This is a genomic window from Halorubrum sp. CSM-61 (assembly GCF_003781945.1).
GTDB lineage: Archaea > Halobacteriota > Halobacteria > Halobacteriales > Haloferacaceae > Halorubrum.
In genome coordinates this window covers 243,323-264,751 of the sequence record NZ_RJJW01000005.1, presented here as the reverse complement: position 1 = coordinate 264,751, position 21,429 = coordinate 243,323, and the positions used below count along the sequence as shown (strand labels likewise).

At 68.7% G+C, this 21,429-nt stretch carries 18 protein-coding genes; 8 read left to right on the top strand and 10 right to left on the bottom strand.

What is annotated here, in order from left to right:
- Window positions 1–25 precede the first annotated feature (25 nt).
- Window positions 26–472 (bottom strand): peptidylprolyl isomerase, encoded by a 447-nt coding sequence (locus EDM04_RS10940; protein ID WP_241154895.1) that lies wholly within the window; start codon window positions 470–472, stop codon window positions 26–28.
- 202 nt (window positions 473–674) lie between these two features.
- On the opposite strand from EDM04_RS10940, the gene EDM04_RS10935 reads away from it, so the two are divergent.
- Entirely contained in the window at window positions 675–947 is a 273-nt protein-coding gene (locus tag EDM04_RS10935) for a HalOD1 output domain-containing protein (RefSeq protein WP_123621998.1), read from the top strand.
- Window positions 948–1,011: 64 nt separating this feature from the next.
- Here EDM04_RS10935 and EDM04_RS10930 read toward each other — a convergent pair whose 3' ends face one another.
- On the bottom strand, window positions 1,012–1,512 hold the full coding sequence (locus EDM04_RS10930) for an MOSC domain-containing protein (RefSeq protein WP_123621996.1): 501 nt from the start codon (window positions 1,510–1,512) through the stop codon (window positions 1,012–1,014).
- Window positions 1,513–1,933: 421 nt separating this feature from the next.
- On the opposite strand from EDM04_RS10930, the gene EDM04_RS10925 reads away from it, so the two are divergent.
- The 5 genes from EDM04_RS10925 to EDM04_RS10905 all read left to right on the top strand — a co-directional run bounded on the left by EDM04_RS10925 (window position 1,934) and on the right by EDM04_RS10905 (window position 8,206).
- The gene (locus tag EDM04_RS10925; RefSeq protein WP_123621994.1) at window positions 1,934–2,833 is read left to right on the top strand and encodes an NAD-dependent epimerase/dehydratase family protein; all 900 of its coding nucleotides are present in this window, start codon (window positions 1,934–1,936) and stop codon (window positions 2,831–2,833) included.
- A 258-nt stretch (window positions 2,834–3,091) separates the two neighbouring features.
- Window positions 3,092–4,306: a glycosyltransferase family 4 protein gene (locus EDM04_RS10920; RefSeq protein ID WP_123621992.1), complete on the top strand. Its 1,215-nt coding sequence runs from the start codon at window positions 3,092–3,094 to the stop codon at window positions 4,304–4,306.
- Window positions 4,303–6,339, top strand: coding sequence for an alginate lyase family protein (locus EDM04_RS10915; protein WP_123621990.1), 2,037 nt, complete (start codon window positions 4,303–4,305; stop codon window positions 6,337–6,339). The genes EDM04_RS10920 and EDM04_RS10915 overlap by 4 nt, the downstream gene beginning before the upstream one ends.
- A gap of 164 nt (window positions 6,340–6,503) precedes the next feature.
- On the top strand, window positions 6,504–6,866 hold the full coding sequence (locus EDM04_RS10910; RefSeq protein ID WP_123621988.1) for a hypothetical protein: 363 nt from the start codon (window positions 6,504–6,506) through the stop codon (window positions 6,864–6,866).
- Between the two features lie 833 nt (window positions 6,867–7,699).
- A complete protein-coding gene (locus EDM04_RS10905) occupies window positions 7,700–8,206 on the top strand; it encodes a hypothetical protein (RefSeq protein ID WP_123621985.1) in 507 nt (168 codons plus the stop codon).
- A gap of 229 nt (window positions 8,207–8,435) precedes the next feature.
- Here EDM04_RS10905 and EDM04_RS10900 read toward each other — a convergent pair whose 3' ends face one another.
- Together EDM04_RS10900 and EDM04_RS10895 are read right to left on the bottom strand one after the other, a co-directional pair.
- The gene (locus EDM04_RS10900) at window positions 8,436–9,566 is read right to left on the bottom strand and encodes a glycosyltransferase family 4 protein (RefSeq protein WP_123621983.1); all 1,131 of its coding nucleotides are present in this window, start codon (window positions 9,564–9,566) and stop codon (window positions 8,436–8,438) included.
- Complete coding sequence (locus EDM04_RS10895) at window positions 9,563–10,744, bottom strand: glycosyltransferase family 4 protein (RefSeq protein ID WP_123621981.1); 1,182 nt, start codon at window positions 10,742–10,744, stop codon at window positions 9,563–9,565. Before EDM04_RS10895 ends, EDM04_RS10900 begins: the two co-directional genes overlap by 4 nt.
- Before the next feature lie 226 nt (window positions 10,745–10,970).
- Here EDM04_RS10895 and EDM04_RS10890 point away from each other — a divergent pair, with 226 nt between their 5' ends.
- Both EDM04_RS10890 and EDM04_RS10885 read left to right on the top strand, forming a co-directional pair.
- A complete protein-coding gene (locus EDM04_RS10890; RefSeq protein ID WP_123621979.1) occupies window positions 10,971–11,552 on the top strand; it encodes a low molecular weight protein-tyrosine-phosphatase in 582 nt (193 codons plus the stop codon).
- The gene (locus EDM04_RS10885) at window positions 11,549–12,751 is read left to right on the top strand and encodes an ATP-grasp domain-containing protein (RefSeq protein WP_123621977.1); all 1,203 of its coding nucleotides are present in this window, start codon (window positions 11,549–11,551) and stop codon (window positions 12,749–12,751) included. The genes EDM04_RS10890 and EDM04_RS10885 overlap by 4 nt, the downstream gene beginning before the upstream one ends.
- Before the next feature lie 9 nt (window positions 12,752–12,760).
- Here EDM04_RS10885 and EDM04_RS10880 read toward each other — a convergent pair whose 3' ends face one another.
- The 6 genes from EDM04_RS10880 to EDM04_RS10855 all read right to left on the bottom strand — a co-directional run bounded on the left by EDM04_RS10880 (window position 12,761) and on the right by EDM04_RS10855 (window position 21,294).
- A complete protein-coding gene (locus EDM04_RS10880) occupies window positions 12,761–13,840 on the bottom strand; it encodes a hypothetical protein (protein WP_123621975.1) in 1,080 nt (359 codons plus the stop codon).
- Window positions 13,841–13,871: 31 nt separating this feature from the next.
- Entirely contained in the window at window positions 13,872–16,058 is a 2,187-nt protein-coding gene (locus EDM04_RS10875; RefSeq protein WP_241154892.1) for a prenyltransferase/squalene oxidase repeat-containing protein, read from the bottom strand.
- Between the two features lie 57 nt (window positions 16,059–16,115).
- Entirely contained in the window at window positions 16,116–16,901 is a 786-nt protein-coding gene (locus EDM04_RS10870; RefSeq protein WP_123621971.1) for a hypothetical protein, read from the bottom strand.
- A 192-nt stretch (window positions 16,902–17,093) separates the two neighbouring features.
- Window positions 17,094–18,440, bottom strand: a complete 1,347-nt coding sequence (locus tag EDM04_RS10865) for a glycosyl hydrolase family 28-related protein (protein ID WP_123621969.1) — start codon at window positions 18,438–18,440, stop codon at window positions 17,094–17,096.
- A gap of 152 nt (window positions 18,441–18,592) precedes the next feature.
- Complete coding sequence (locus EDM04_RS10860; protein ID WP_123621967.1) at window positions 18,593–21,079, bottom strand: right-handed parallel beta-helix repeat-containing protein; 2,487 nt, start codon at window positions 21,077–21,079, stop codon at window positions 18,593–18,595.
- The gene (locus EDM04_RS10855) at window positions 21,076–21,294 is read right to left on the bottom strand and encodes a hypothetical protein (protein ID WP_123621965.1); all 219 of its coding nucleotides are present in this window, start codon (window positions 21,292–21,294) and stop codon (window positions 21,076–21,078) included. The genes EDM04_RS10860 and EDM04_RS10855 overlap by 4 nt, the downstream gene beginning before the upstream one ends.
- Between the last annotated feature and the right edge of the window lie 135 nt (window positions 21,295–21,429).

The window sequence follows — 21,429 nt, the reverse complement described above, 5'->3', positions numbered from 1 at the left end:
CGCGGCGTTCAGTTGACCGCGGCGTTCAGTTGACCTCGACGATCTCGACGTCGAACGTCAGCGTCTCGCCGGCGAGACGGGGGTTGAAGTCCACGCGGACGACCTCCTCGTCGACGTGGACGACCTCGCCTTGACTGCCGTTCTGCGCCTCGAGGTAGGCGCCCTCCTCGGGGGTCTGGCCGCCGAGCATCTCTCGGAGCTCGTCGGTTTCGAACTCCTGGATCTGGTCCTCGCTGGGCTCGCCGTACGCCTTCTCCGGCGGGATCGTCAGGGTCTCGGTCTCCCCGGCCTCGAGTCCGATCAGCCCCTCTTCCATCCCCTCGATGACCTGTTCGTCGCCGATCTCGACCGTCAGCGGCGCGTACTCTCGTTCGGGCTGGGCCTCGGCGAGGCCCGTCTCCTCGGCGACGGACTGCCGAGAGGTGTCGAACACTGTCTCGTCGTCGAGTCGTCCCGTGTACTCCAGCGTCACGGAGTCGCCGGTTTCTATCGTCATACGAACGCGAGACGTGCCACACGGAAAGGCCATTGCATCGAGCGGCGGTCGTCGCTTACGAATCAGATTTTTGGTTGTTCGTCCAATCTGATCTATCAATTTACTATTAAATAGAGTGTAAAAAATGGTTGTACACGAAAGTGGTAGTTTGATTCCCGTCGGTCGGGTGAAGTTGTACGTGACGGAACCCCACGACGACGAGATTATTCACCGAGAGATAGACACCGACAGAGAGGAACCGGCCGCCGCGATAGCGGAAGCGGTCTCCGACCTCGAGGGAACGCCGGTGAACGAACTGCCGGCGGTGTACAACTGCATCGACGGGATGCTGTTGAACCTGTACTCGGACCCGCCGGCACCGGAGGCACAGATGTCGGTCGAATTCACGTACAACGGCTACCGCATCACGGTCGAACAGAGCGGCACCGTGAAGTTCGTCCGAGTCTCGTAGCCGCGTCGACGGACGGCTCCGGTTACCCGCGGATCGATCCTCGCGGAGCGCGACCTGAGACGGGTCACCAGACCACGTCGTCGCCGACGCCGATCGCTCCCGACTCGACGATCCGAGCGTCGAGTCCGCCGCGGTGTTTCAGCGCCTCCGCGGCGTCTGGCTGGTCGGCGAGCGACTGCATGTACCCGCACGGCTCGCACAGCTCGAGCCCCTCCAGGACGGCCTCGCCGACGCGGAACCGCTCGCCGACGAGGTGGTTGAGCGCCACTCCCCGGGTCGTGACGTTCCGCCGGTGCGCTCCCGGCTCGAACTCGACGCCGTACTCCTCGCGCGCCGCGGCGAGCGCCTCCGCCTCGATGAGCGTCACGTCGCTCGGTTCGAGGTCCTCCCGTTCGTTGTAGATCCCCTCGCCCCGGTAGTACCGATCGCCTTCGAGTCCGCGACCGGCGACCGCTTCGACCGAGTCGCGCGACTCGGGATCGCCGCCGGTCTCCGGGCTGACGTGGATCAGTTCCACCGATCCGACGCGATCGGATTCGCGTGCGCCCTCGCCTGGAGTTCCCATGGAACGGGCTCCGTCGCGGGCCGACATAACTACCGGCGCTTCGGAACCGCGCGGCGACGGACCGCGACTTCCGCCGCGGTGGGATGTCAAGTGAACACACATCGCGGACTTCCAACAAGGTTAATACCGCTAGCCCGCGTAGTCGAAAACGGGACTCCGGTCGCAAAACCAGCTTGTGTGCCAGCACCTGTGTATTGCAACCACCGGGTCCCCCTTTTAAACACCGAGCGACCGCCACGCGGCGCCATTGCCGGCGCGGAGTTCCCGCCAACGCTGAGCCGCTGCCGACGCCGCGTCGCTGTCGACGCTGAGCCGCTCCGACGCCGGTCTGCCCCACGCTTCGCTTTGGTGTCGCGCCCCCCGCTTCTCCCCTCGAAAGGACCGCCTACTAAACCCGACGTCGGGCCAACCGGGACCCATCATGGACGCACAGCGTGTGCTCGTTACGGGAGGCGACGGATTCATCGGCGGCGCGCTCGTCGACTCGCTCCGCGGTGACGTCGAGGTCAGCGTCCTCGACGTGAACCCGGGGACCGACGTGCCGGACGACGTCCGGGTTATCGAAGGCGACATCCGGGACCGAGCGGTCCTCGACGAGGCGGTCGCCGGGGTCGACGTGGTGTTCCATCAGGCCGCCCTCGTGAGCGTCGCCGACTCGGTGGAACGGCCCCTGGAGAGCCACTCCGTCAACGCGACCGGCACGCTGCGCGTGCTGGAGGCCGCACGGGAGCACGACGCGCGCGTCGTCTTGGCGTCGAGCGCCGCGATCTACGGCGACCCCGAGAGCGACCCCGTTCCGGAGACGGCGACGCTCGCGCCCACCTCGCCGTACGGGCTCCAGAAGCTCGCGTCCGACCACTACGCCCGGCTGTACCACGAGCTGTACGGCGTGGAGACGGTCGCGCTCCGGTATTTCAACGTGTACGGCCCCGGTCAGACCGGCGGCGACTACGCCGGCGTCATCGACGCGTTCCTCGAACAGGCTCGCGGCGGCGACCCCCTGACGGTCCACGGAGACGGCCAGCAGACCCGCGACTTCGTCCACGTCGACGACGTGGTCCGGGCGAACCGCCTCGCGGCCGAGACCGACGCGGTGGGGGTCGGGTACAACGTCGGCACGGGCGAGTCGGTGACGATCGCCGAGCTCGCGGAGCGCGTGCGGGAGGCCGTCGGGAGCGACTCGGAGATCGTCCACACCGACGCCCGCGAGGGCGACGTCCGACACAGCAGGGCGGACGTCTCCCGAGCGCGCGCGCGACTAGGCTACGAGCCGACCGTCGACCTCGAGACGGGCCTCGACACGCTCACCCGTGGAGAGTAGGACGATTTCCGCGACGGCTTATCGAGTCCGTAACAATGTCCCAGAGGGGAGTACCCCGGGACAGTGACACGCCGCGTCCGATCGGGACGCGCGATCGCTCCGATCATGAACCCACAGCTCGCCTCGCTCAGTCGACGGCCGACCGATCAGCCGACCGCGCGGCCGACCGACCCGTCGATCGGTCGCGGACAGCTCGCCGAACGCCCCCCGACCCGGCGGTCCGGGGCGACCCGACCGACCTCGCGGACGCGATAACGGATGGCGGACGATTCCCCCCGCGTCGTCGTCGTCTCCCAGCACTATCCGCCGGACCGGTCCGGCAACGCTTCACGGGTGAGCGACACCTGCTCGCACCTCGCGGAGGGCGACTGGGACGTCACGGTGGTGGCCCCGCCGCCGGCGTTCCCGCACGGTCAGTTCGACCGCTCTTGGAAGCGCAAGACGACGGAGACGGTCGACGGCGTCACCGCGCACCGGCTCTGGGCATGGCAGCCGGCGTCGGAAGACCCGGGCTTCCTCGCTCGGATGGCCTACTACGTCCTGTTCCCGCTCCACGCGCTTCTGTGGCTGCTCGTCAACCACCGCGAGTACGACGCGATCGTCACCTCCTCCCCGCCGATCTTCACCGGGCTGGCCGGGCTCCCGTTCGGCCTGTTGACGGACACGCCGTGGATCGTCGACGTCCGGGACCTCTGGATCGACGCCGCCGTCGGCCTCGGATTCATTGACGGCGGGGGCGTCATCGAGCGCGCGAGCAGGTGGTACGAGGGGACCGTCCTCCGGACTGCGGACCGCGTCACCGTCACGACGCGGGTCCTCGGCGAGGACCTCGTCGACCGGTACGGGCTCGACGGGGACTCCGTCCGCCACCTGCCCAACGGGGTCGACACCGACGAGTTCCGACCGACCGACGTTGACCGCGAACCGACCATCGTGTACGCCGGAAACGTCGGCCACGCGCAGGACTTGGACGCCTGCATCCGGGCGATGTCGTCGGTCGGGTCCGACGACGCGACCCTTCGGATCGTCGGCGACGGAGACACGAGAGAACGGCTGGAACGGCTGGCCGACGAGGCCGGAGTGACCGACCGGGTCGAGTTCACCGGGCTCGTGCCGCGAGAGACGGTCCCGGGGATATTCGGCGAGGCCATGATCGGGGTCGCTCCGCTGAAGCGCGACGACACGCTGGAGTACGCGGTGCCGACGAAGGCGTACGAGTACATGGCCTGCGAGCTCCCCGTCGTCGCCACCGGCGTCGGCGAGATCGAGACGCTGATCGACGAGTCGGGCGGCGGGGTGTTCGTCGCCAACGACGCGGAGCGGCTGGCGACCACTTTCGACTCCCTGCTGTCGGACGTCGAGCGCCGGGACGAGCTCGGCGCCAGCGGGCGAACGCACATGGTAGAGCGGTACGACCGCGGGGTCGTCGCCGGCGAGCTCGCCCGGATCCTCGACGAGGTGGCCGGCCGATGAGCGACCCGTCCCGGACATCCCCGGAGCGACGGATGACCGAGGGGGGTGCGCCGGCCCGCGGAGATGCGCCGACCCGCGGAGACACGACGGTCGAACCCGCGTGGAGACGCACCGATTCGGGCCGAAGTCGGGACGGGTCCGACGACGGTCGGGGACTTCTCCGCCGCCCCGAGGACTGGTCGGTCGCGTTTCACACGATAGCCAACATGCAACCGATCCAGCTCGCCGGCATCGCCGAACGCCGGCTCCGACACGCCGTCGTCCCGCGGCTCCCGGTCGACTTCGACGAGCGGTACGACCGGCGGGTCCCGGACGACCTCTCCGTCACGTCCGGCCCGATCCGCGCCAACCTCGACCGGCTCCGGGAGAGCCTCTCCGAGGCCGAGCGCGCCGACTACCGGACGATGGCCGACGAGGCGGCGGCCGGGCGGTACACGTTTCTCGACCGCACGATCGACTTCGGCGACGACATCGACTGGGACCGCGCGGCGATCGACGAGGAGCCGATCTTCTGGCGGCTGAAGCTCGCCTCGTTCGAGGGGTTCGAGCGGCTCGCGCTCGGTCACGAGTCGCCGACCGGGCTCGACGGGGTCCGGTCGCGGCTCGAGGCGCAGGCGTCCGACTTCGACGCGTCGAACCCGATCGGCGAGCCGGCGTACCTCCGCCGGTCGTGGACGCCGCACTCGGTGTCGCTCCGGATACTCGCCTGGTCCCGCTACGTCGCCTGGTGCGACGGCGACGACGGGACCGAGGTCCCCGACCGGCTGGTCCGGATGATCTACCGGAACGCCCTGTTCCTCGCGAACCACGTCGAACACGAGATCGGCGGCAACCACCTGATCGAGAACGCCGCGGCGCTGATCGCGGCGGGCGTGCTCTTCCGGGACCACGGCACCGGGTGGATACGGTCGGGCCGAGAGATCCTCAAGCGGGCCGGCAACGAGCAGTTTCTCGCCGACGGCGGCCACTTCGAGCGGAGCCCGATGTACCACGTCACGGTCCTCCGGCGGTACGCGACCGCGGCCGACCTCCTGTCCGCGGTCGGGCGCCCGACGACCGCCGTCGAGACGGTCGCCGAACACGGGATGGGGTTCCTCTCGTCGCTCGTCGAGCCCACGGGGGAGATCCCCCTGCTGAACGACTCGGTCCACGGGGAAGCGATCCGCGCGGCCTCCTGTCTGGCGTACTGTCGGGCCTGTTCGCTGACGCCGACGACGCGGTCGCGCCGTCATCCCCAGGGCTCCGGCTACCGGACGATCTCCGCCGGCGACGGGACCCTCCTCTTCGACGTCGGCGACGTGGGACCGCCGCACCTCCCGGCGCACTCGCACAACGACCAGCTCGGCGTCCTGCTGTGGATCGACGGTCGACAGGTGCTCGCGGACACCGGCGTGTACGACTACGGCGCGAACGCCCGCCGGCAGTACGCCCGCAGCGCGGCGGCCCACAACACCGCGCAGTACGACGGGGTCGAGCCGATCCCGACCGCGGGCAGCTACATGCTGGGCAAGCGCACGAGCGTCGCGGTCGAGGCCGACGAGCACGACCGGATCGCCGCCAGCCACGCCCGGAACTCGCTCGGCGGCCCCGCGTACGAACACCGCCGATCGGTGGCGACGAGGGGGGCGGCGTCGGACTCGGCACCGGAACCGGCGTCCGAGGGAGAGACGGCGACGGGCTGGCGGATAATCGACCGGGTCACCGGCGCTCCGGACGCGACGTACACGGTCCGTTACCACTTCCACCCGAGCGTCGACGTGCGCGGGTCGCCCGTGCCCCCCGCCGACGCGGCGCCGGACGCCGAGCCGGACCCCGAAAGCGAGCTTCGGTCCGGGACTGAGGGGCTCGCGATCCGCGCCGACGGGGACCGAATCGCGTCGATCCGGTTCCCCGGAACGGAGCGCGTGCGACTCACGGAGTCCCCCTACTTCCCCGAGTACGGGAAGGAGCGACTTCGGCCGATGATCGCGGTCACGAAGCCCACCGGCGAGAAGGTGCGGACGCTCCTGACTGTCGACTCAGGAAACGAATAGGCGGGCGCTAAGCAGGGCGAGAACCGGCTGCGTTCGCAGTCGATACGGTATTTAACCGATCGGCTCCGTTGAAACCGATTCTGCAGACGCATTCGTGTTCGACACAGTTAGTCGCTGAAAGACGCGTACAAAGTATTTACTCTCGCATTCTGTATGATGATTAAATGAACAGTTTCCGGAACATGACATCAGCGATCGCTGCCCGGTCGAAGACGTATTTATACGGGAGCGTCCTCTCGAAGCGTACCACGCTGACGCTCCTCCTGATTGGCGGGATCATCTCGCTCCACTCGCTGTTCAACATCGAATCCATCCAATCAGGCGGCGCGCAACGCTATATACTGGTCTTTTCGGGGATATCCGCCTTGCTGTGGAGCGTGTCAGAACTGCTCCCGCACCGATATCGAAAAGCCATCGGAGCGATCAGAATCGGTGTGTTCGCGTGTCTGGCAACCGGAATCGCCTCGCTCGTCGGTCTTTTCCTGTTCTGGTGGGGGATGAATTTCGGGGCGGAGACCGGCGACTAGTCGTCGGAATTTGCTCTACGGAACACGAGTTGCACTGAGCGATCTGTGCTTCGCCTCGATTGCAAACGACTGCTTATAAGTAACTATGCGGTGGCGCGTGCCTGCGAGGCCGCTTCGCGGCCGAGGAGCACGCGCGAGGGAGTCGGCCGGCGCTTATAAGCGCCGGCCGACGAGGCTGGGGAGGCGTGAGGCTGCGGTCCCGTGAGCGACCGACGGGAGCGAACGGGAGCACAGAAGTCGCAGCCCGCGCAACGAACGGAGTGAGCGAGCAGGACCAAGGCGAGACCGAAGGTCTCGCTTACTCACGCGGTGAAACCGCGTGACCGTCTTCCGGCGGTGCGGTTGCGGGCGGGTGGGATTCAAAGGGGCAGCCGCGAGGCGGGCGCAGGCGAAGCAAGGACCGCAACGAGGGAGCGAACACGGTGAGCGACCGAGAGAGGACCGCAGCGAGCGTGCGCCCGCCTCGCGGCTGGGGCTTTGGAAGTGTTCGCCGTCGATCGACAGTCAATCATTTATAACCGAGCAACTGGGGTTTGGAGGTGTCCGCCGTCGATCTGTCGACAGCAACCGCTTATAAGCGATCAATCGGCGCTTCGGAGGCTTCCACCGCCGGATTGCAGCCAATCGTCGATAAACGGCCGCGCCATCGATCTGCGTCACGTACATCCGTCAGCGTCAAGCAGCCGGTTCTGTTAAAATCCTTAGAGAATGTCCGCCTCCCCCTCCGGTCAGTACAGGAGATGAATTCAGCACAGGCCTGATTTAGCTCTCAATTAGGTCGAAAATGTAACAGCAAAAACCTTTAAATATGAGAATTTATTGTTGGTAACCATATGTCCACAGAACAGCAATCCGAATCAAACAATCAACTCAACGACAGGCCGAACTTTTTGCTTGAAAACGAGAATATTATATTAAAACTTTCGACTAAGTCAAAGAGCGTTTTTGATTCGACTGATATGGAATACTATCTGACGGATTCGCGGGTTATCGCAACAACGTCGAACTTGTCTTCTAACCAATTATCTGATATCTCGCTCGATCAGATAGTTGGTGTCGATGAAAAGACGGATAATATCATAGTGCAACTCATAACGGGCGGTTCCTTCATAGTAGGGGGGATTATCATGTCTCTTGTAGTTACTGGTTCAGAACTTCTTGGACTCTTATCAATTCTCGGTGGTTTATTTATTATTGTAGCTTCATATTTACAAAAATCAACGGGATATGTAATTACCACGCCGAATCCAGATGTATCTATAGAGCTGAACGTCGCCCGCAATTCACCCAAAACGCGAAAATTCATTGACAGAGTGCGAAAAGAAGCACGACGCAGATAAGTCGGTTTGCAACTTCCGTACTTTCTGACTGAGAACTCGGCGGTCGACACGATCGGCGATCGATACGCGCGTTGTATCTCACGCGGCTATCGGAGTGGCTCTCTGAACCGGTAGAACTGCTGGCAGTCAACACACAGTTCCTATCGACCGATTGCTTCATTTGAGGAGATACCTGGACAATTGAATTCCAACAGAGCCGAGCAGCCGTTTTCACCCGAAAAGACGCCGATCAGTCGATCTCCGCCACGAATTTTCGAAGAAACGTCTCCAACTGCCCCCCCACGACCGCGGGCGAATTCTCCCGTGCGACCCGGTCCCGACCGCGCTCTCCGTACCGCCGCCGAAGCTCCGGGTCCTCCAGAAGCGCGGAAACGGCCTCGCGAAGCGCCCCGCTTTCCTCCGGATCGATCAGGGAGCCGCTCTCGCCGTCCGTCACCTGTTCGCGCATTCCGAACGCGTCGTTCGCGACGACCGGCAGGCCGGCCTCCTGCGCCTCCAGGACGACGCGCGGGTAGCCGTCGAGGTACGAGACGTAGACGAAGGCGTCCGCCAGCGCGTACAGATCGGCGACGCCGTCGACGAACCCGAGCGCGTGGATCCGCCGCCGGACGTCGGGGTCGTCGACGCGCTCGTCGAGGGTCGCCCGGAGCTCCGAGACGTACTCGCCGCCGCCGGCGATGACGTACGCGAGGTCCGGGTCGGCGTCGAGGAGGGGGACGAGATCCTCCAGCGCCGTCTCGACCCCCCGGAGCTTCGCGCGGTACTTCAGGTTCGTCACCGTCAGCAGGACGCGGCCCGCGTCGATGCCGAACCGGCCCGCGTCGCCAGCCGGACTCCCCCCTTTCACTCCCGGCGCCGGCACCGGGACCGTCCCGATCCGCTCCGGGGGACAGCCGGTCCGCCGGCGGACGACCTCGCCGAGCTGGTCCGACACGACGAGGAACCCGCTCGCGCGGGAGAAGACGAACTCGTCGACCGCGAGGATCGCCCGGTAGGAGGCGGCGCGTCCCCACTCCCCGTCGGCCGTCGCCTCTCGGATCCCGTTCTCGAACCGCAGCCACGTGTCGCCCACGAGCCGGTCGACGAGGGGGACGCCGCGGCGGTCCGCCAGCAGCGTGACCAGCGCGCCCATCGCCTCGTAGCAGTCGAGCAGGACCGCGTCGGGGTCGTGGTCCGCGAGCGCGCGCCGCGTCCGCCGGACGGTGGTCACGGCCCGCGAGGGGAGCGAGCCGTCATCGCTGACGCTGACGACGGCCACGTCGAGGTCCGTCTCGCGGAGCGGCTCGACGACCTCCTCGGGTCGGTGAGAGGTGAAGACGAGGACGGAGCGATCGGTCGCTTCCCCCTCTGCATCCGTCATTCGATCGCCTCCCGGTGGAGTCGCTGGACCCGCTCGGCGTGCGCCTCCCACGTCCACCCCTGTTCCAAGAGCCGGTCGCGGCCCGCCCGCCCCATCTCTCGGGTGCGGTCCCGGTCCGCCAGCAGCGACCGGAGCCCGGCCTCCAGCCCGTCGACGTCGGTCGGCTCGATCAGCAGACCGGTCTCGCCGTCGACCACCTGTTCGGGGACCCCGCCGACCGACGAGGCCAACACGGCGGTCTCGCTCGCCATCGCCTCGTAGACGACGGTGGGGCGCCCCTCCGTGTGGCTCGGCAGCCACAGCGCGTCGGCGAGCGCGAACCACCGGCGGAGCGCGACCGGGGGGAGACCGTCGAACACGAGCCGCGGCGACCGCCCGGTCTCCGCGAGCGCGTCGCGCACCTCGTCGCCGAGGTTCCCGCCGTGGCCGACGAAGACGAACGTCGCGTCCGGGTCGTCGACGCGCCGGACGACCTCGATCGCCTCCTCGACGCCCTTGCGCTTCAGGAACTGCCCGACGAAGAGGACGACCGTCGCGTCGGGGTCGACGCCGAGCTCGCGCCGGAGCTCCTCGCGCCGGTCGACGGGGAACCGCTCCGGGTCGGCGCCGAGCGGTACCGTCGACACCGCTTCGGGGTCGGTCAGTTCGCGCGCCCGCTCGGCCAGCGCGTCGCTCACGCAGAGGACCCCGGTCGCCTCGTCGAGCGTCTCGCGGACGCGCTCGCGGACCCCGCGGGCGAGGTCGTCGTACGTGTTGAGGATCGTCCCGTGCGCGACGACGAACAGCGGGAGGTCGTGCTCGCGGACGTAGGGGAGGACGCCGTACCCGTCGAGGTAGATGTGGCAGGCGTGGACCACGTCCGGCGTCTCGAACGCCCGATCCGCGTACGGCGGGACCCGGCGGGCGAAGGAGTCTCCGGCCAGCCCGTAGAAGAACCGCTTGGGGAGCAGGTACCAGAACCGGGGGTGATGCACGTCGTACGCCCCCCAGTCCTCGACGGTCGGGATCGACGCGTACTCGGCGTACGGGCCGACCGGCGGGGCGAAGGGTCGGGGAGACACGGCGTTCAGGCCGACGCCGGCCTCCGCGAGCGATCGGAGGATGCGGTGGTTGAACAGACCGTTGTAGCGCTCGATCGTGTCCGGGTGGTTGACGGCGCTCGCGAGGATGGAGTACATTCGATACGGCTCGACCGCCCCTCCGTCTGCGGTCGGTAAAGGTATCCACCGGATACCGGCGGATCGGCGGTCGTCCGTCGACCGACGCGACCCTCAACCCGCGGATTAGCGTCTCGGTAACGAAGCCTCTCGGGCCGCTCTCCTTCGATATTCATCGTCGCGACCGGTCGGTCGCACCCGAAGACACCGGCCGTCGACCGCCCAACCCAGTGATCTGCACAACCCAATGATTCGCACATACCTCTCGGCCGCACGGAACCACGCCGGTATCGAAACCCAGCGCCTGCGCCTGCGCCTCGCTCGCGATCCCCCGGTCCTCGACGCGTCGCTGCCCGACGGCGCCGCGTCCGGGACCTCCGAGGTGCTGTTCCTCTGTTACGGGAACATCTGCCGGAGTCCCCTCGCGGAGCTGTACCTCGAAGCGGTCGCCGAAGCCCGGGAGATCGACGGGCTCTCCGTCGACTCCGCCGGGCTCCGGACGACGGCCGGCCGCTCCAGCCCGGACGACGCGATCCAGGTGGCCGACGAGCTCGGCGTCGACCTCTCGGACCACCGCTCGAAGCCGGCCACCGACGCGCTGATCGAACGGAGCGACCTGGTGGTGGTGATGGATCTCCTCAACTACTCCGACCTCCGCCGGGAGTTCGGCGACCTCGACGACAAGACGCGGTTCCTCGGGGTCTTCGGCGGCGAGGGATACGAGATCGACGACCCGTACGGCGGCGGACTCGACGGGTTTCGAGCCCTCTACGACGGCGTGATCCGGGGCGTGGACGGGCTCGCGGACGCGCTGGAGTCGGAGCGATGACCGCCGATCGACCGGCGGCGGTCGTCCCGGCGATCGGCACTCAGAGCAGCGTCGTCGCGACGCGGTCGCTCGCCCGCGCGGGATTCGCGCCCGTCCTCGCGTCCGACGGCCAGCGGTCCCCGGCGCTCTCCTCGAAGCACTGCGCGGAGGTCGTTCACGTCCCGGACCCGACCGAGTCGATGGGGGGATACGCCGACGCGCTGGTCCGCCTCGCCGCGCGCGACGAGGTGACGACGGTCCTCCCGCTGCGCGAGGCGGACGCGTACGTCCTCGCGTCGCGGCGCGGGGAGCTCTCGGAACACCTCGACCCCGTCTGGCCCGACTTCGACACGCTCCGGAGCGCGCAGGACCGAAAGACCCTCTTCTCGATCGCCGAGGGCCTCGGTATCCCGGTCCCGCGGACCCGACCGCTCACCGACTGGCCGGCCGACGACGACGGGCCGCTGGTCGTCAAACCGCGGTACACAATCGTCGTGGACGAGGACGGAGAGGCGTCTCACGAGCCCGACGTCCGGCTCCTCGACGCCGGCGAGCGACCGCCGGTCGAGTCGGTGGTCGACGAGATGGGCCACGTGCCCGTCGTTCAGGAGTTCGTGCCGAGCGGCGGCGAGTTCGGGTTCTTCGCGCTGATGGACCGCGGCGAGCCGGTCGCGACGTTCCAGCACGAGCGGATCCGGAGCTTCACGTATTCCGGCGGCGCGAGCGTCTACCGGGAGGCGGTCGACGTCGAGACGCTGCGGGAGCACGGCACCGCGCTCCTGTCGGCGTTGGACTGGCACGGCCCGGCGATGGTGGAGTTCCGGCGCGACGCGCGCGACGGCTCCTTCCGGCTCATGGAGATCAACCCCCGATTCTGGGGGTCGCTTGCGCTGCCGGTGCACGCCGGCGTCGACTTCCCCCGTCACCACGCCGCCCTCGCCGACGGGCGACGCCCGGAGGGAGGCGTGCCCGACTACCGGGTCGGTGTCGGCTCGCACCTGCTCAGCGGGGAGTTCGCGTACCTCTACAACGTGCTTCGGGCCGACAGCCACGGCGACCCGCCCCCGATCGGTCGCGAGGTCCTCGCGGTGGGGACCTCGCTGTACCGGAACCCGAACTTCGACCTGCTCTCGGCCGACGACCCGCTGCCGTTCGTCGCCGACGCGTTCGGCATGGCCGCGACGCTCGGGTCGCGGGTCGCCGACGCGGTCCGTCGATAACCAGTGTGATCAGTCGGCCGAGTACATCCCCAGCGCCCAGTGTCGGCCGGTGAACACCGCGCTGTTGGCGACGTTGCCGTCGGCGACGCAGAGCCAGCGACCGTCGACGTACCACGGGTCGACGTGATGCATCCGACCCGAGTTCCAGCCCACTCTGGCGCCGGTGCCCTCGAGTATCGGCGACTCCGGCCGCTCCTCGTCCGCGTAGCGCTCCGGCCCCAGATCCGTGATCTCGAACGCGCGGACGGCCTCGCCGTACCGATGGTCGCAGTCTTGGAAGAAGACGACGATCCCGTCGGACCCGACGACCGGGCGGCCACCGGGCCGGAACGCGGCGGGGCGGTCGGTGACGATCGGGTTGTCCCGGTGGGGCTCCCAGTCGTCGGCGACGAGCGAGTCGCTGTGGTGGGCCCGGAGCCCCGCGACGTCGCTGTCCCCGACGAGCAGCCACCAGCGGTCGCCCCACCTGAACACGACCGTGTCGTCGGTGCGGTGGTCCGCCGACACGAGCGTTGCGCGGGGCTCCCACTCGTGGGGGAAGTCGGTCGCCTCGTAGAGCCGGACCGACCGGCCCGCCGATCCGCCCTCCTCGGGAACCATGTAGCGCGTTCCCTCCCACTCGAACACGTAGGGGAAAGAGAGGTGCTCGCCGGTGTTCAACACGGCCCGGTCGTACTCCCAGCGGAGCCCGTCGGGGCTGGTCGCGTGGCCGATCACGGCGTCCGGGTCGCGTGCGTAGTTGCACACCTCGAAGAAGAGGTGCCAGCGCTCCGGTCCGGGGAGCATGAACGGGTCCGCGACGAAGTCCACCGACCCGAAGTCCGTCACGTCCTCCGCCGTGAACGCCGGATTTCGCGCGGCCGCGATCTCGGTGGGACGCAAGGGCAGATCCGTCTCGTCGCGCGCCCCCGGTCCGAAACAGGCCGCCGGCGCGGCGCTCGCGGGATCGACCGCGGACCGATCGACCGCGTCGGGATCGAGGTCGGGACGCAGCAGCTCCGGGAGCGTGTGGTTGACCAGCTTCCCCGCCGAACGAGCGGCGGAGAGGACGAACGGGACCCGCCGCAGGGTCTCTACTCGATCGCTCACGCTGGTCCCTCCAACGAAGCCGGTGGACAGCTCATCGGTAGCGCTTCCGCGCGTAGGCGGCCAGTTCGCCGAGGTCCGGCGGGTGGTACACCGGCCCGAGATCGTCGACGACCATCGGTTCCCGATCCTCGTCTCGCACGGCCTCGATCGCCTCGGCCAGCTGGCCGGTCGACCCCTCGTACAGCGCGCGGCGGACCTCGTCGAGGGTGTCGCAGTCGGAGATGTCGACGTCGCGGTACGACCGGACCACCCCGGCGTCGAGGTCGTCGGTCAGCGACTGGACGATCGTCCCGGCGGTCTCCTCGCCGTGCATGTACTCCCAGAACCCGGCGGGGCCGCCGCGGTAGGCCCGCGGGTCGCCGTGGTGGTAGCTCAAGACGCCGTACTCGGTCGCTGAGAGCAACGAGCCGCGAACCAGCCCGAAGCCGCGGCGGAACACCACGTCCGACCGCGCGGCGATCTCCGAGACCACCTCCTCGGGGAGCTCGTTCCAGAGCCCGCTGACGTCGGTCGGGTAGGTCCGGATCCGCTCGGCGTCGTCGACGCCGGCGATCTCCGAGATATGTACGGAATCGTCGTACCGCTCCGAGTCGGACCGCCGCGGCCGGAGCGCCGACGCGATCCAGTAGGCCGCGTACGCCGGGTACTTCAGCCCGCGTTTCACGTTCCCGCTCCCGAGTAGCCCGGCGTCCTCGTTGATCACGACGAGGGAAATTTCCGTGTCCGTCTCCGCCAGCATCGTCTCGATCGCGTCCGCGACCCATCGTTCGGTGTGTTCGCCGTCGAACAGCAGGCAGACCCGGAGCGGAGCGTCGCCGTCGGTCGCGGTCGTCTCGCTGATCGCGGTCGCCTCGGCCGCCGCTCCGGCCTCCTCGTCTGCCTCGCCGGTCTCCTCGTCGGTCTCGCTCGCCTCGCCCGTCGCTTCTGGGGGCGAGACCGCCGCGAGCCCGGCGAGGAGGTCGGCGAAGAACTTCGTCGCCCAGTTCGGGTACCGCAGGTAGAGGTAGTCGCCGACGTGCGGGTACGACCCCGGGATCGCCCCGCGCACGGGGTCGGGGCCGTCCAGCGACTGGTGCCGCTTGAGGAACTCGGCGGCGGTCCGGGCCGCCCTGGCGTACTCCGCCTCCCCCGTCAGCTCGTAGAGCCGGAGCCACACCAGCCCCATCTGCGCGTTGCCGGTGAGGCAGTGGTACCACGTCCCGTCCCAGTCGTCGTCGTAGGTCCCCGTCAGGGGACCGGTCCGCTTCTGGAGCTCTAAGAGCACGTCTGCGGACCCCCTCGCGGCGTCGATCATCGCGTCGTCGTCCAGCCGGACGCCGCCCTCCAAGAGCCCGCGGATCGTGTACGCGATCGTGTGGAGATCGGGCTCGTCGCCGTCGACGAAGGCCGCGCGGTCGAACCAGCCGTTCGGCCGGCGGTTCTCCAGCGCCCACTCCAAGTTCCGTCTCGCCGCATCGCGGTACGTCTCCGCCCGGTCGTCGAGGATCGACGCCCCCTCCAGTAGCGCCCACGCGATGCGGGTGGAATACGCGTGTACCTCGTCCTCGTGGTCGTGCCGTCGCCACGCGCCGTCGTCGTCCTGTACGACGGCGAGCCAGTCGCAGGCGGCGCGGACCGCGTCGGCGTACGCCTCCTCGTCCGTCCGGCGATACGCCTCGACGAGCCCGAAGACGACCTGACCGGTGTTGAACACGTTGGGGTCGCCGGTCTCGCCGGTCCCCTCCGGGAAGCTCCCGTCGTCGCGCTGGACCGACAGGAGCCACTCGGCCATCGCGGTCGCGCGCTCGAACGCGTCGCTCTCGGGGTGGTCGTCGGCGTACGCGTAGAGGGTGGGGACGATGTACCCGGTCGTCTCCGGGTACGGGGGCTCCCACCCGAGCAGGAGGTTGTACGTGGCGGCCGACCCGCCGCCGCCGGTCGCGTCCTGGCTGCGGAACAGCCAGTCGACCGCCGCCTCCAGGTGCTCCTCGTCGCTTCCGGTGTCCGCCAGCGCCGGGAGCTGTCGCCGCGCGGCGTGGGCGACCGCGCGACCGCGCGAGGCCCCGACGGTGAGGCCGCGCGAGAGCCCCGTGATGCCGTCGAACATGTCGGTCACGCCGGCCGGACGGGCGGGGAGTCGCGGTCCGCCGTCCGAGTCCGGTCCGCCGTCCGAGTCCGGTCCGCCGTCCGAGTCCGGTCCGCCGTCCGAGTCCGGTCCGCCGTCCGGGTTCGATCGCACCGCTGTGGTGGTTCCATGTCGTGTCCGTCGAGACCGCCGGCTATGTATATACGTCCGCTAACCCACGAGCGACGCGACGTCGGGGTGATCTCGGTGGGGATCGGCCTCGTCGAGCTCGCCGGCGTACGCGCGCTCGCGGAGCTCCTGCCACTCCGGGTGCCGGGCGAGCACCAACACGGGGATCGCGTCGAGGTCGAGGGCCTTGGCGATCATCAGCCGGTGGTAGCCGTCTCGGTGGTAGATCGTCCCGTCGGCCCCGATACAGACCAGCGGGTCGAAGTTGTGATGGTAGCCGATCCGGCGGATGTCCATTCCCGGGAACCCGTCCGTCCCGTTCTCGGACCGGACGTATCCGTCCCGCCGGATGCTCTCGTACAGCTCGTCCACGTAGCCGCAGCGGTGCTCGATGAACTCTTCCTCGGAGTCGTACCCCCAGATGTCCTCGCCCTTCGCGAAGTACTCTCGGCGAGGATACTGGACGTACTCCGTCTCCTCCCAGTCGAGGCCGTCGACGAACCGCTGTTCGAGCCCCCGACACTCCCACTTCTCGGAGAGGGGGAGCGAGTCGCTCTCCCAGTCGCCGCCGCGGACCGCCCCGAGCCCGAGGGTCTTGGAGACGCCCCACGTGTATCGAGCGATCTCCGACGGCGGGACGGAGAGCGGCTCGTGCAGGCCCGTCGGAACGTCGTACCGGAACCGGTGCGCGACGGCCCGACCGCGGTTCAACAGCGGCCACAGCACCGGAGACCCGCGCCACGCGAGGTAGTCCACGCCCCGCTGGACCATCGTCAGCGTGCCCTGCGAGCGCCGCACTCGCGCCGCTTCTCCCAAGAGCCCGATCATACCGACTGTGCCGCTGCTATCCACATATATATAGAGAACATAGAGGCGGGTACCGCTCCGTATGGCCGTGATTACTCCGCGGGCGGAGCTCTCGCCACCGCTCTCAAGCGACACCGCTGGTCGGTGTCCTCGCTCTCCGGCGGCGCCGCTGGTCGGAGCGGCCTCGCTCGGAGCGATCCGGGACGCGCCCTCTCAGCCGCCGGTTCCGACGCCGACCTCGTCGGCGCTCGGCACCGGCCCGGTCGCGATCGAGTCGACGATGTCGTTCGGCACGTCGACGTCGATGGCCTGCACGACGAGCTTCTCGAGTTCCCCGTCGAACGGCCCGTTCCGGTTCCCGAAGTTCACGTACCGCGAGATCGTGGACCGTTCCGTGCTCCAGTAGTGGATGCCGGCGCCCGCCTCGGCGTTGAACGAGCGGACCTCGTCGGCGGTCACGGTCGCGTTGTCCATGATCGCGATGTTCCCGCTCCCGTCCGCGCCGCTGTTGTTCCCGAGCGCGGTGACGGTCCCGACCGTGTACTCGGTGTCGCGCCCGAAGCGGAACCCCTGATCGCCGTTCGACTGGGCCACGACGTGGTCGAGCTCGACCGTGGCGGGCTCCCCCGTCCTGGTCGGCGTGTCGTTCCGCTGGTACCCGAGGTGTTTGTTGTTCGCCAGTCGCACCCGGCGGAACGCGGCTTCGACCACGTCCCCGGTCGTCTTGGCACCCCATCCGTTCTCCTCGAAGACGCAGTCCTCGACGACGGTCGTCCCCCCGGAGCAGTCGATCCCGTAGATGTCGCAGTCGGACGCGTGGGAGTTCCGGACGACCACGGGCGGCAGGGCCGGGCCGACCTTGTCGTACGTGTCGATGCCGAACCCGTGTTTCCCGGCGCCGCTGGCGGTGCACCGCTCGGCGACGCAGCCGCCCTGCAGGAAGGTGAACCCCTCGGTGTTGGCGTTCACGCTCCGCACGTCGCGGAACGCGATGTCGACGGTCGCGTCGTCGCTGCCGGCCTCGCTCACGCCGAGATTCAGTCCGTTGTCGTCGTTCTCGGGGTCGGCGGGCTGCTCGTCCCGGTTTCCGTCGACCGTGAGGTCGCGGACGACGTGCCCGGAGATCCCGCTCTCCGGCTTCCAGGAGAACAGGCCGTGGTTGTCCTCGTGCCCGCCGTCGAGCCGAATCACGGACTCCTCGCCGTCGCCGCGGAAGGTCACGTCGTCCGGCAGGTCGTTGCCCCGGACCTCGATCGCCTTCGCTCCCTCCTCCGCCTTGTCGTCCGCGGACACGAGCGCCGTTCCCGACGGGAAGTAGACGGTGCCGCCCGCTTCGACCGCGTCGATCGCGTCCCGGACCGCCTGCGTGTCGTCGGTCGTCCCGTCGACGGCGGCCCCGAAGTCACGGATGTCCACGAGGTCGTCGTCCGTGTCGTCCGGGTCGGGTCCGTCCGAGTCGTCCGGGTCCCCGTCGTCGGAGTCGTCGTCTCTCGCGTTACACCCCGCCAGCGCTACGGCCGAGAGGGAACAGAGGGCGAGCACGCGGCGGCGAAATACCATTACCGCGTTTTGGAGCCGCCGAGGCATAGTTAGCGAGCGACAAACGTCCGGACCGCGGGTTCGGCGCCGCGAGGCGGCGGACGCTCGCTCACCGGGCGTCGGCCCCCGGGCGCTCGCTCACCGAACGTCGACCGTCGGCGTCAACTGCGAATTCAGACCTCGTACTCCCGCGTCGCCGTCGCGTTCGAGGTGTCGTTCACGCAGAGTCGGACGGTGTCGATCGCCCCGCGGACGCGGAGCATGTGGGTGTAGCTCGCCCCGTCGCCCGACACCGTCGTGCTGTCCGCGGCGACGACTCGGCCGTTGCGTTCGAGCGTCGAGACGACCGCGTCGAGGTCGCCGTCACCGTCGGACACCTCCCAGTCGATGTCGAACCGCGTCCACTTCTCGCTGCTCCGGTCGGTGACCTCGAACCGCTCGACCGTCGGCGCGGCGTTCTCGTCCGCCGCGTTCTCGTCCGCGTCGTCGAGGGTCGCGAACGAGACGGTCCCCCCGGTGACGGTCGCGTCGTCCCCGTCGGCGACGGCGCGGAACTCGTACGCCGCGTCCGCGCCGAGCCCCGACACGGCGTACGTGAACTCCGCCGGCTCGCTCAGCGTCTCGCCGCCCGCGGTCGTCCAGGCGTCCGCGCCCGCGGCGCGAAGCTCGAAGCGGACGCGGACCTCGTCGGTTCCGCCGAGACCCCGGAGGTCGCCGGCGAGCGTCGCCGAGTCCGCCGTCAGCTCCCGGGCCTCCAGCGAGACGACCTCGGGGTCGGCGTCGTCGCTCGGTTCGTCGTCGTCGGCCGATCCGTCGTCGTCGGCCGAGCCGTCGTCGGTCTCGAGTTGGACCGTTCCGCCGTCGGTCGCGACGCCGAGCACGTCGGTCTGGAACGCGCCCGGGTCGTAGGAGCCGAGCCCGACCCACCCGTCGTCGTGATCCGAGTCGGTGACGTCGACGTCCCAGCCGTCGGGCTCGGACTCGGTCGCCTCCCACACCTTGACTCGCAGGCTGTCGCCCTCGGCGCGGAACCGCCGGTAGAAGAACGTCCCCTCGGCGGGCGCGCCGAACCGGGCCATCGTCTCCATCCCGTCGGCGGAGTACTTCGCCAGCCTGAACCCGTCCGCGGCGTCCTCCAGTTCGATCCAGTAGCCGAGCTCTTCCCCGCCGCCGTACGACGACCGGAGGTGCACCCGGGCGTGGTACCCGAGGTCGCCCTCCGCGTCGAACGACGGAACGCGGACCCTGTCCAGGACCTCGACGTCGGAGGGAGTGCCGACGGCGTCCCAGGAGATCGCCCGCCGGGCCGGGCCCGTGCCGTCGTGGTCGTACCGGAGCGCGTGCCCGCCCTCGTACTCGTCGCCGGCGACGACGCCCCAGTCGCTGGCCTCGGAGTCCCAGCGCGGGGTCCACGCGTCGAACGCCGAGCCGTCGGTCGTCTCGTCGGTCGACCCGTCGTCGTCGTCTTGAGTGTCGGGCTCGCCGTCGGTCCACGCGCCGACCTGATCGGCGGTCGGGACGCCGTCGAGGTCGGTCTTCAGGTCGGATTCTATCGTCCCGAACGAGATGTTCTGATCGTTCGAGACCGCCCCGTCCTCGTTGTCCGCGTGGTAATAGGTCCCGACGCGGCTCCCGCTCCCGTCGGAGCTGGCGCGGAGGCCCGCGCCGCCGGTCTGACCGTTGATCCAGATCGTCGCGTCGCCGGCCTTCAACACCGACTCGTGGGTGAGGTAGAGCCCGCCGCGGACGTCCGGGCCGTTGTCGACGAACACCAGTTCGGAGTCCGCCGGGACTCGGTAGGTGCCGTCCTCCGTCAGCCGCATGCAGTCCACGTTGTCCTCGGCGACGATCCGGTCGAAGACGACGGTCGCGCCCTCTCCGCTCGTGTTCTGAAAGGTGTGTCCCTCGTTGCTCGCCAGCCGGCAGCGCCGGTACACCATGTGGTCGCTCCCGACCGAGCACTTGGTCGCGCCCGCGCCCTCGTTGTCGCGGAGCACGCAGTCCTCGGCCACGGCCTTCCCGCCCGACAGGTCCATGCCGTAGTACCCGCCGCCGAAGCCGTTGCCGTAGGCGAGACAGCGCTCGAACCGGACGGGCGGGTCCTGGAACGCGTCGTCGCTCGTCTCCATCCCGAACCCGTGCTGTCGGTTGTTGTCGGCCGTGCAGTTCGTGACGGTCGTTCCCGCGGCGCCGACGTCGATACCGTTGCCGTAGCAGTTCGTCGCCCGCACGTCGCGGACCGTGATGTCCACGTCGCCCTCGGCGCCGCCGCCGGGGCTCCGCACCTGGACCGCCGAGGCGACGTTCGGGTCGCCCTCGACGTTCCCGAGCCCGCCGTCGAGCGTCAAGTGCTCCATCACGAAGCCGTCGAGTCCCGCGTCGCCGGGGTCGACGCTGATCATGAACACGTTCCGTCCGCCGTTGCCGCCGCCGTACTCGATCCGGCTCCCCTCGCCGTCGCCGTAGAGCCTGACGCCGTCCATCGACGGTCCCACCTCGACGACCGAGTCCCATCCCGTCACGACGTAGGACTGGTCGGTCGTGGGGACGTACACCTCGTCGCCGTCGCCGGCGGCGTCGAGCGCGTCTTGGATCGCGTCGGTGTCGTCGGTCGAGCCGTCCCCGACCGCACCGAAGTCCCGGACGTTCAGAACCGTCACAGCGACCCCTCGCTGAAGTCGGTGAAGTAGAGTTCGCCGGTGTCCGTGGTTGCTCCCGTCGACCCGCCGACCGAGGCCCCCCCGACCAGGAGGCTCGCCGCGGTCGCGGTGCCGAGCTTGACGTACTGCCGCCGGGAAAGCCGCCGTTTCCCGCCGTCCTCAGAGTCGGCCGCAGAGCGGTCGCTACCGCCGTTGTGTGCCAGCTTGTGTGCCATTGCGAATGGTAATCCAAGAGTAACCGCAATAAGTGTATCGTTACTTATATGTTCATCATCTGATGACTGTTCAAATAGCTAACCCGATCGGCGATGGCGATTTCGGGCGAGAGGAACCGGGCTCGCGGTCGAAAT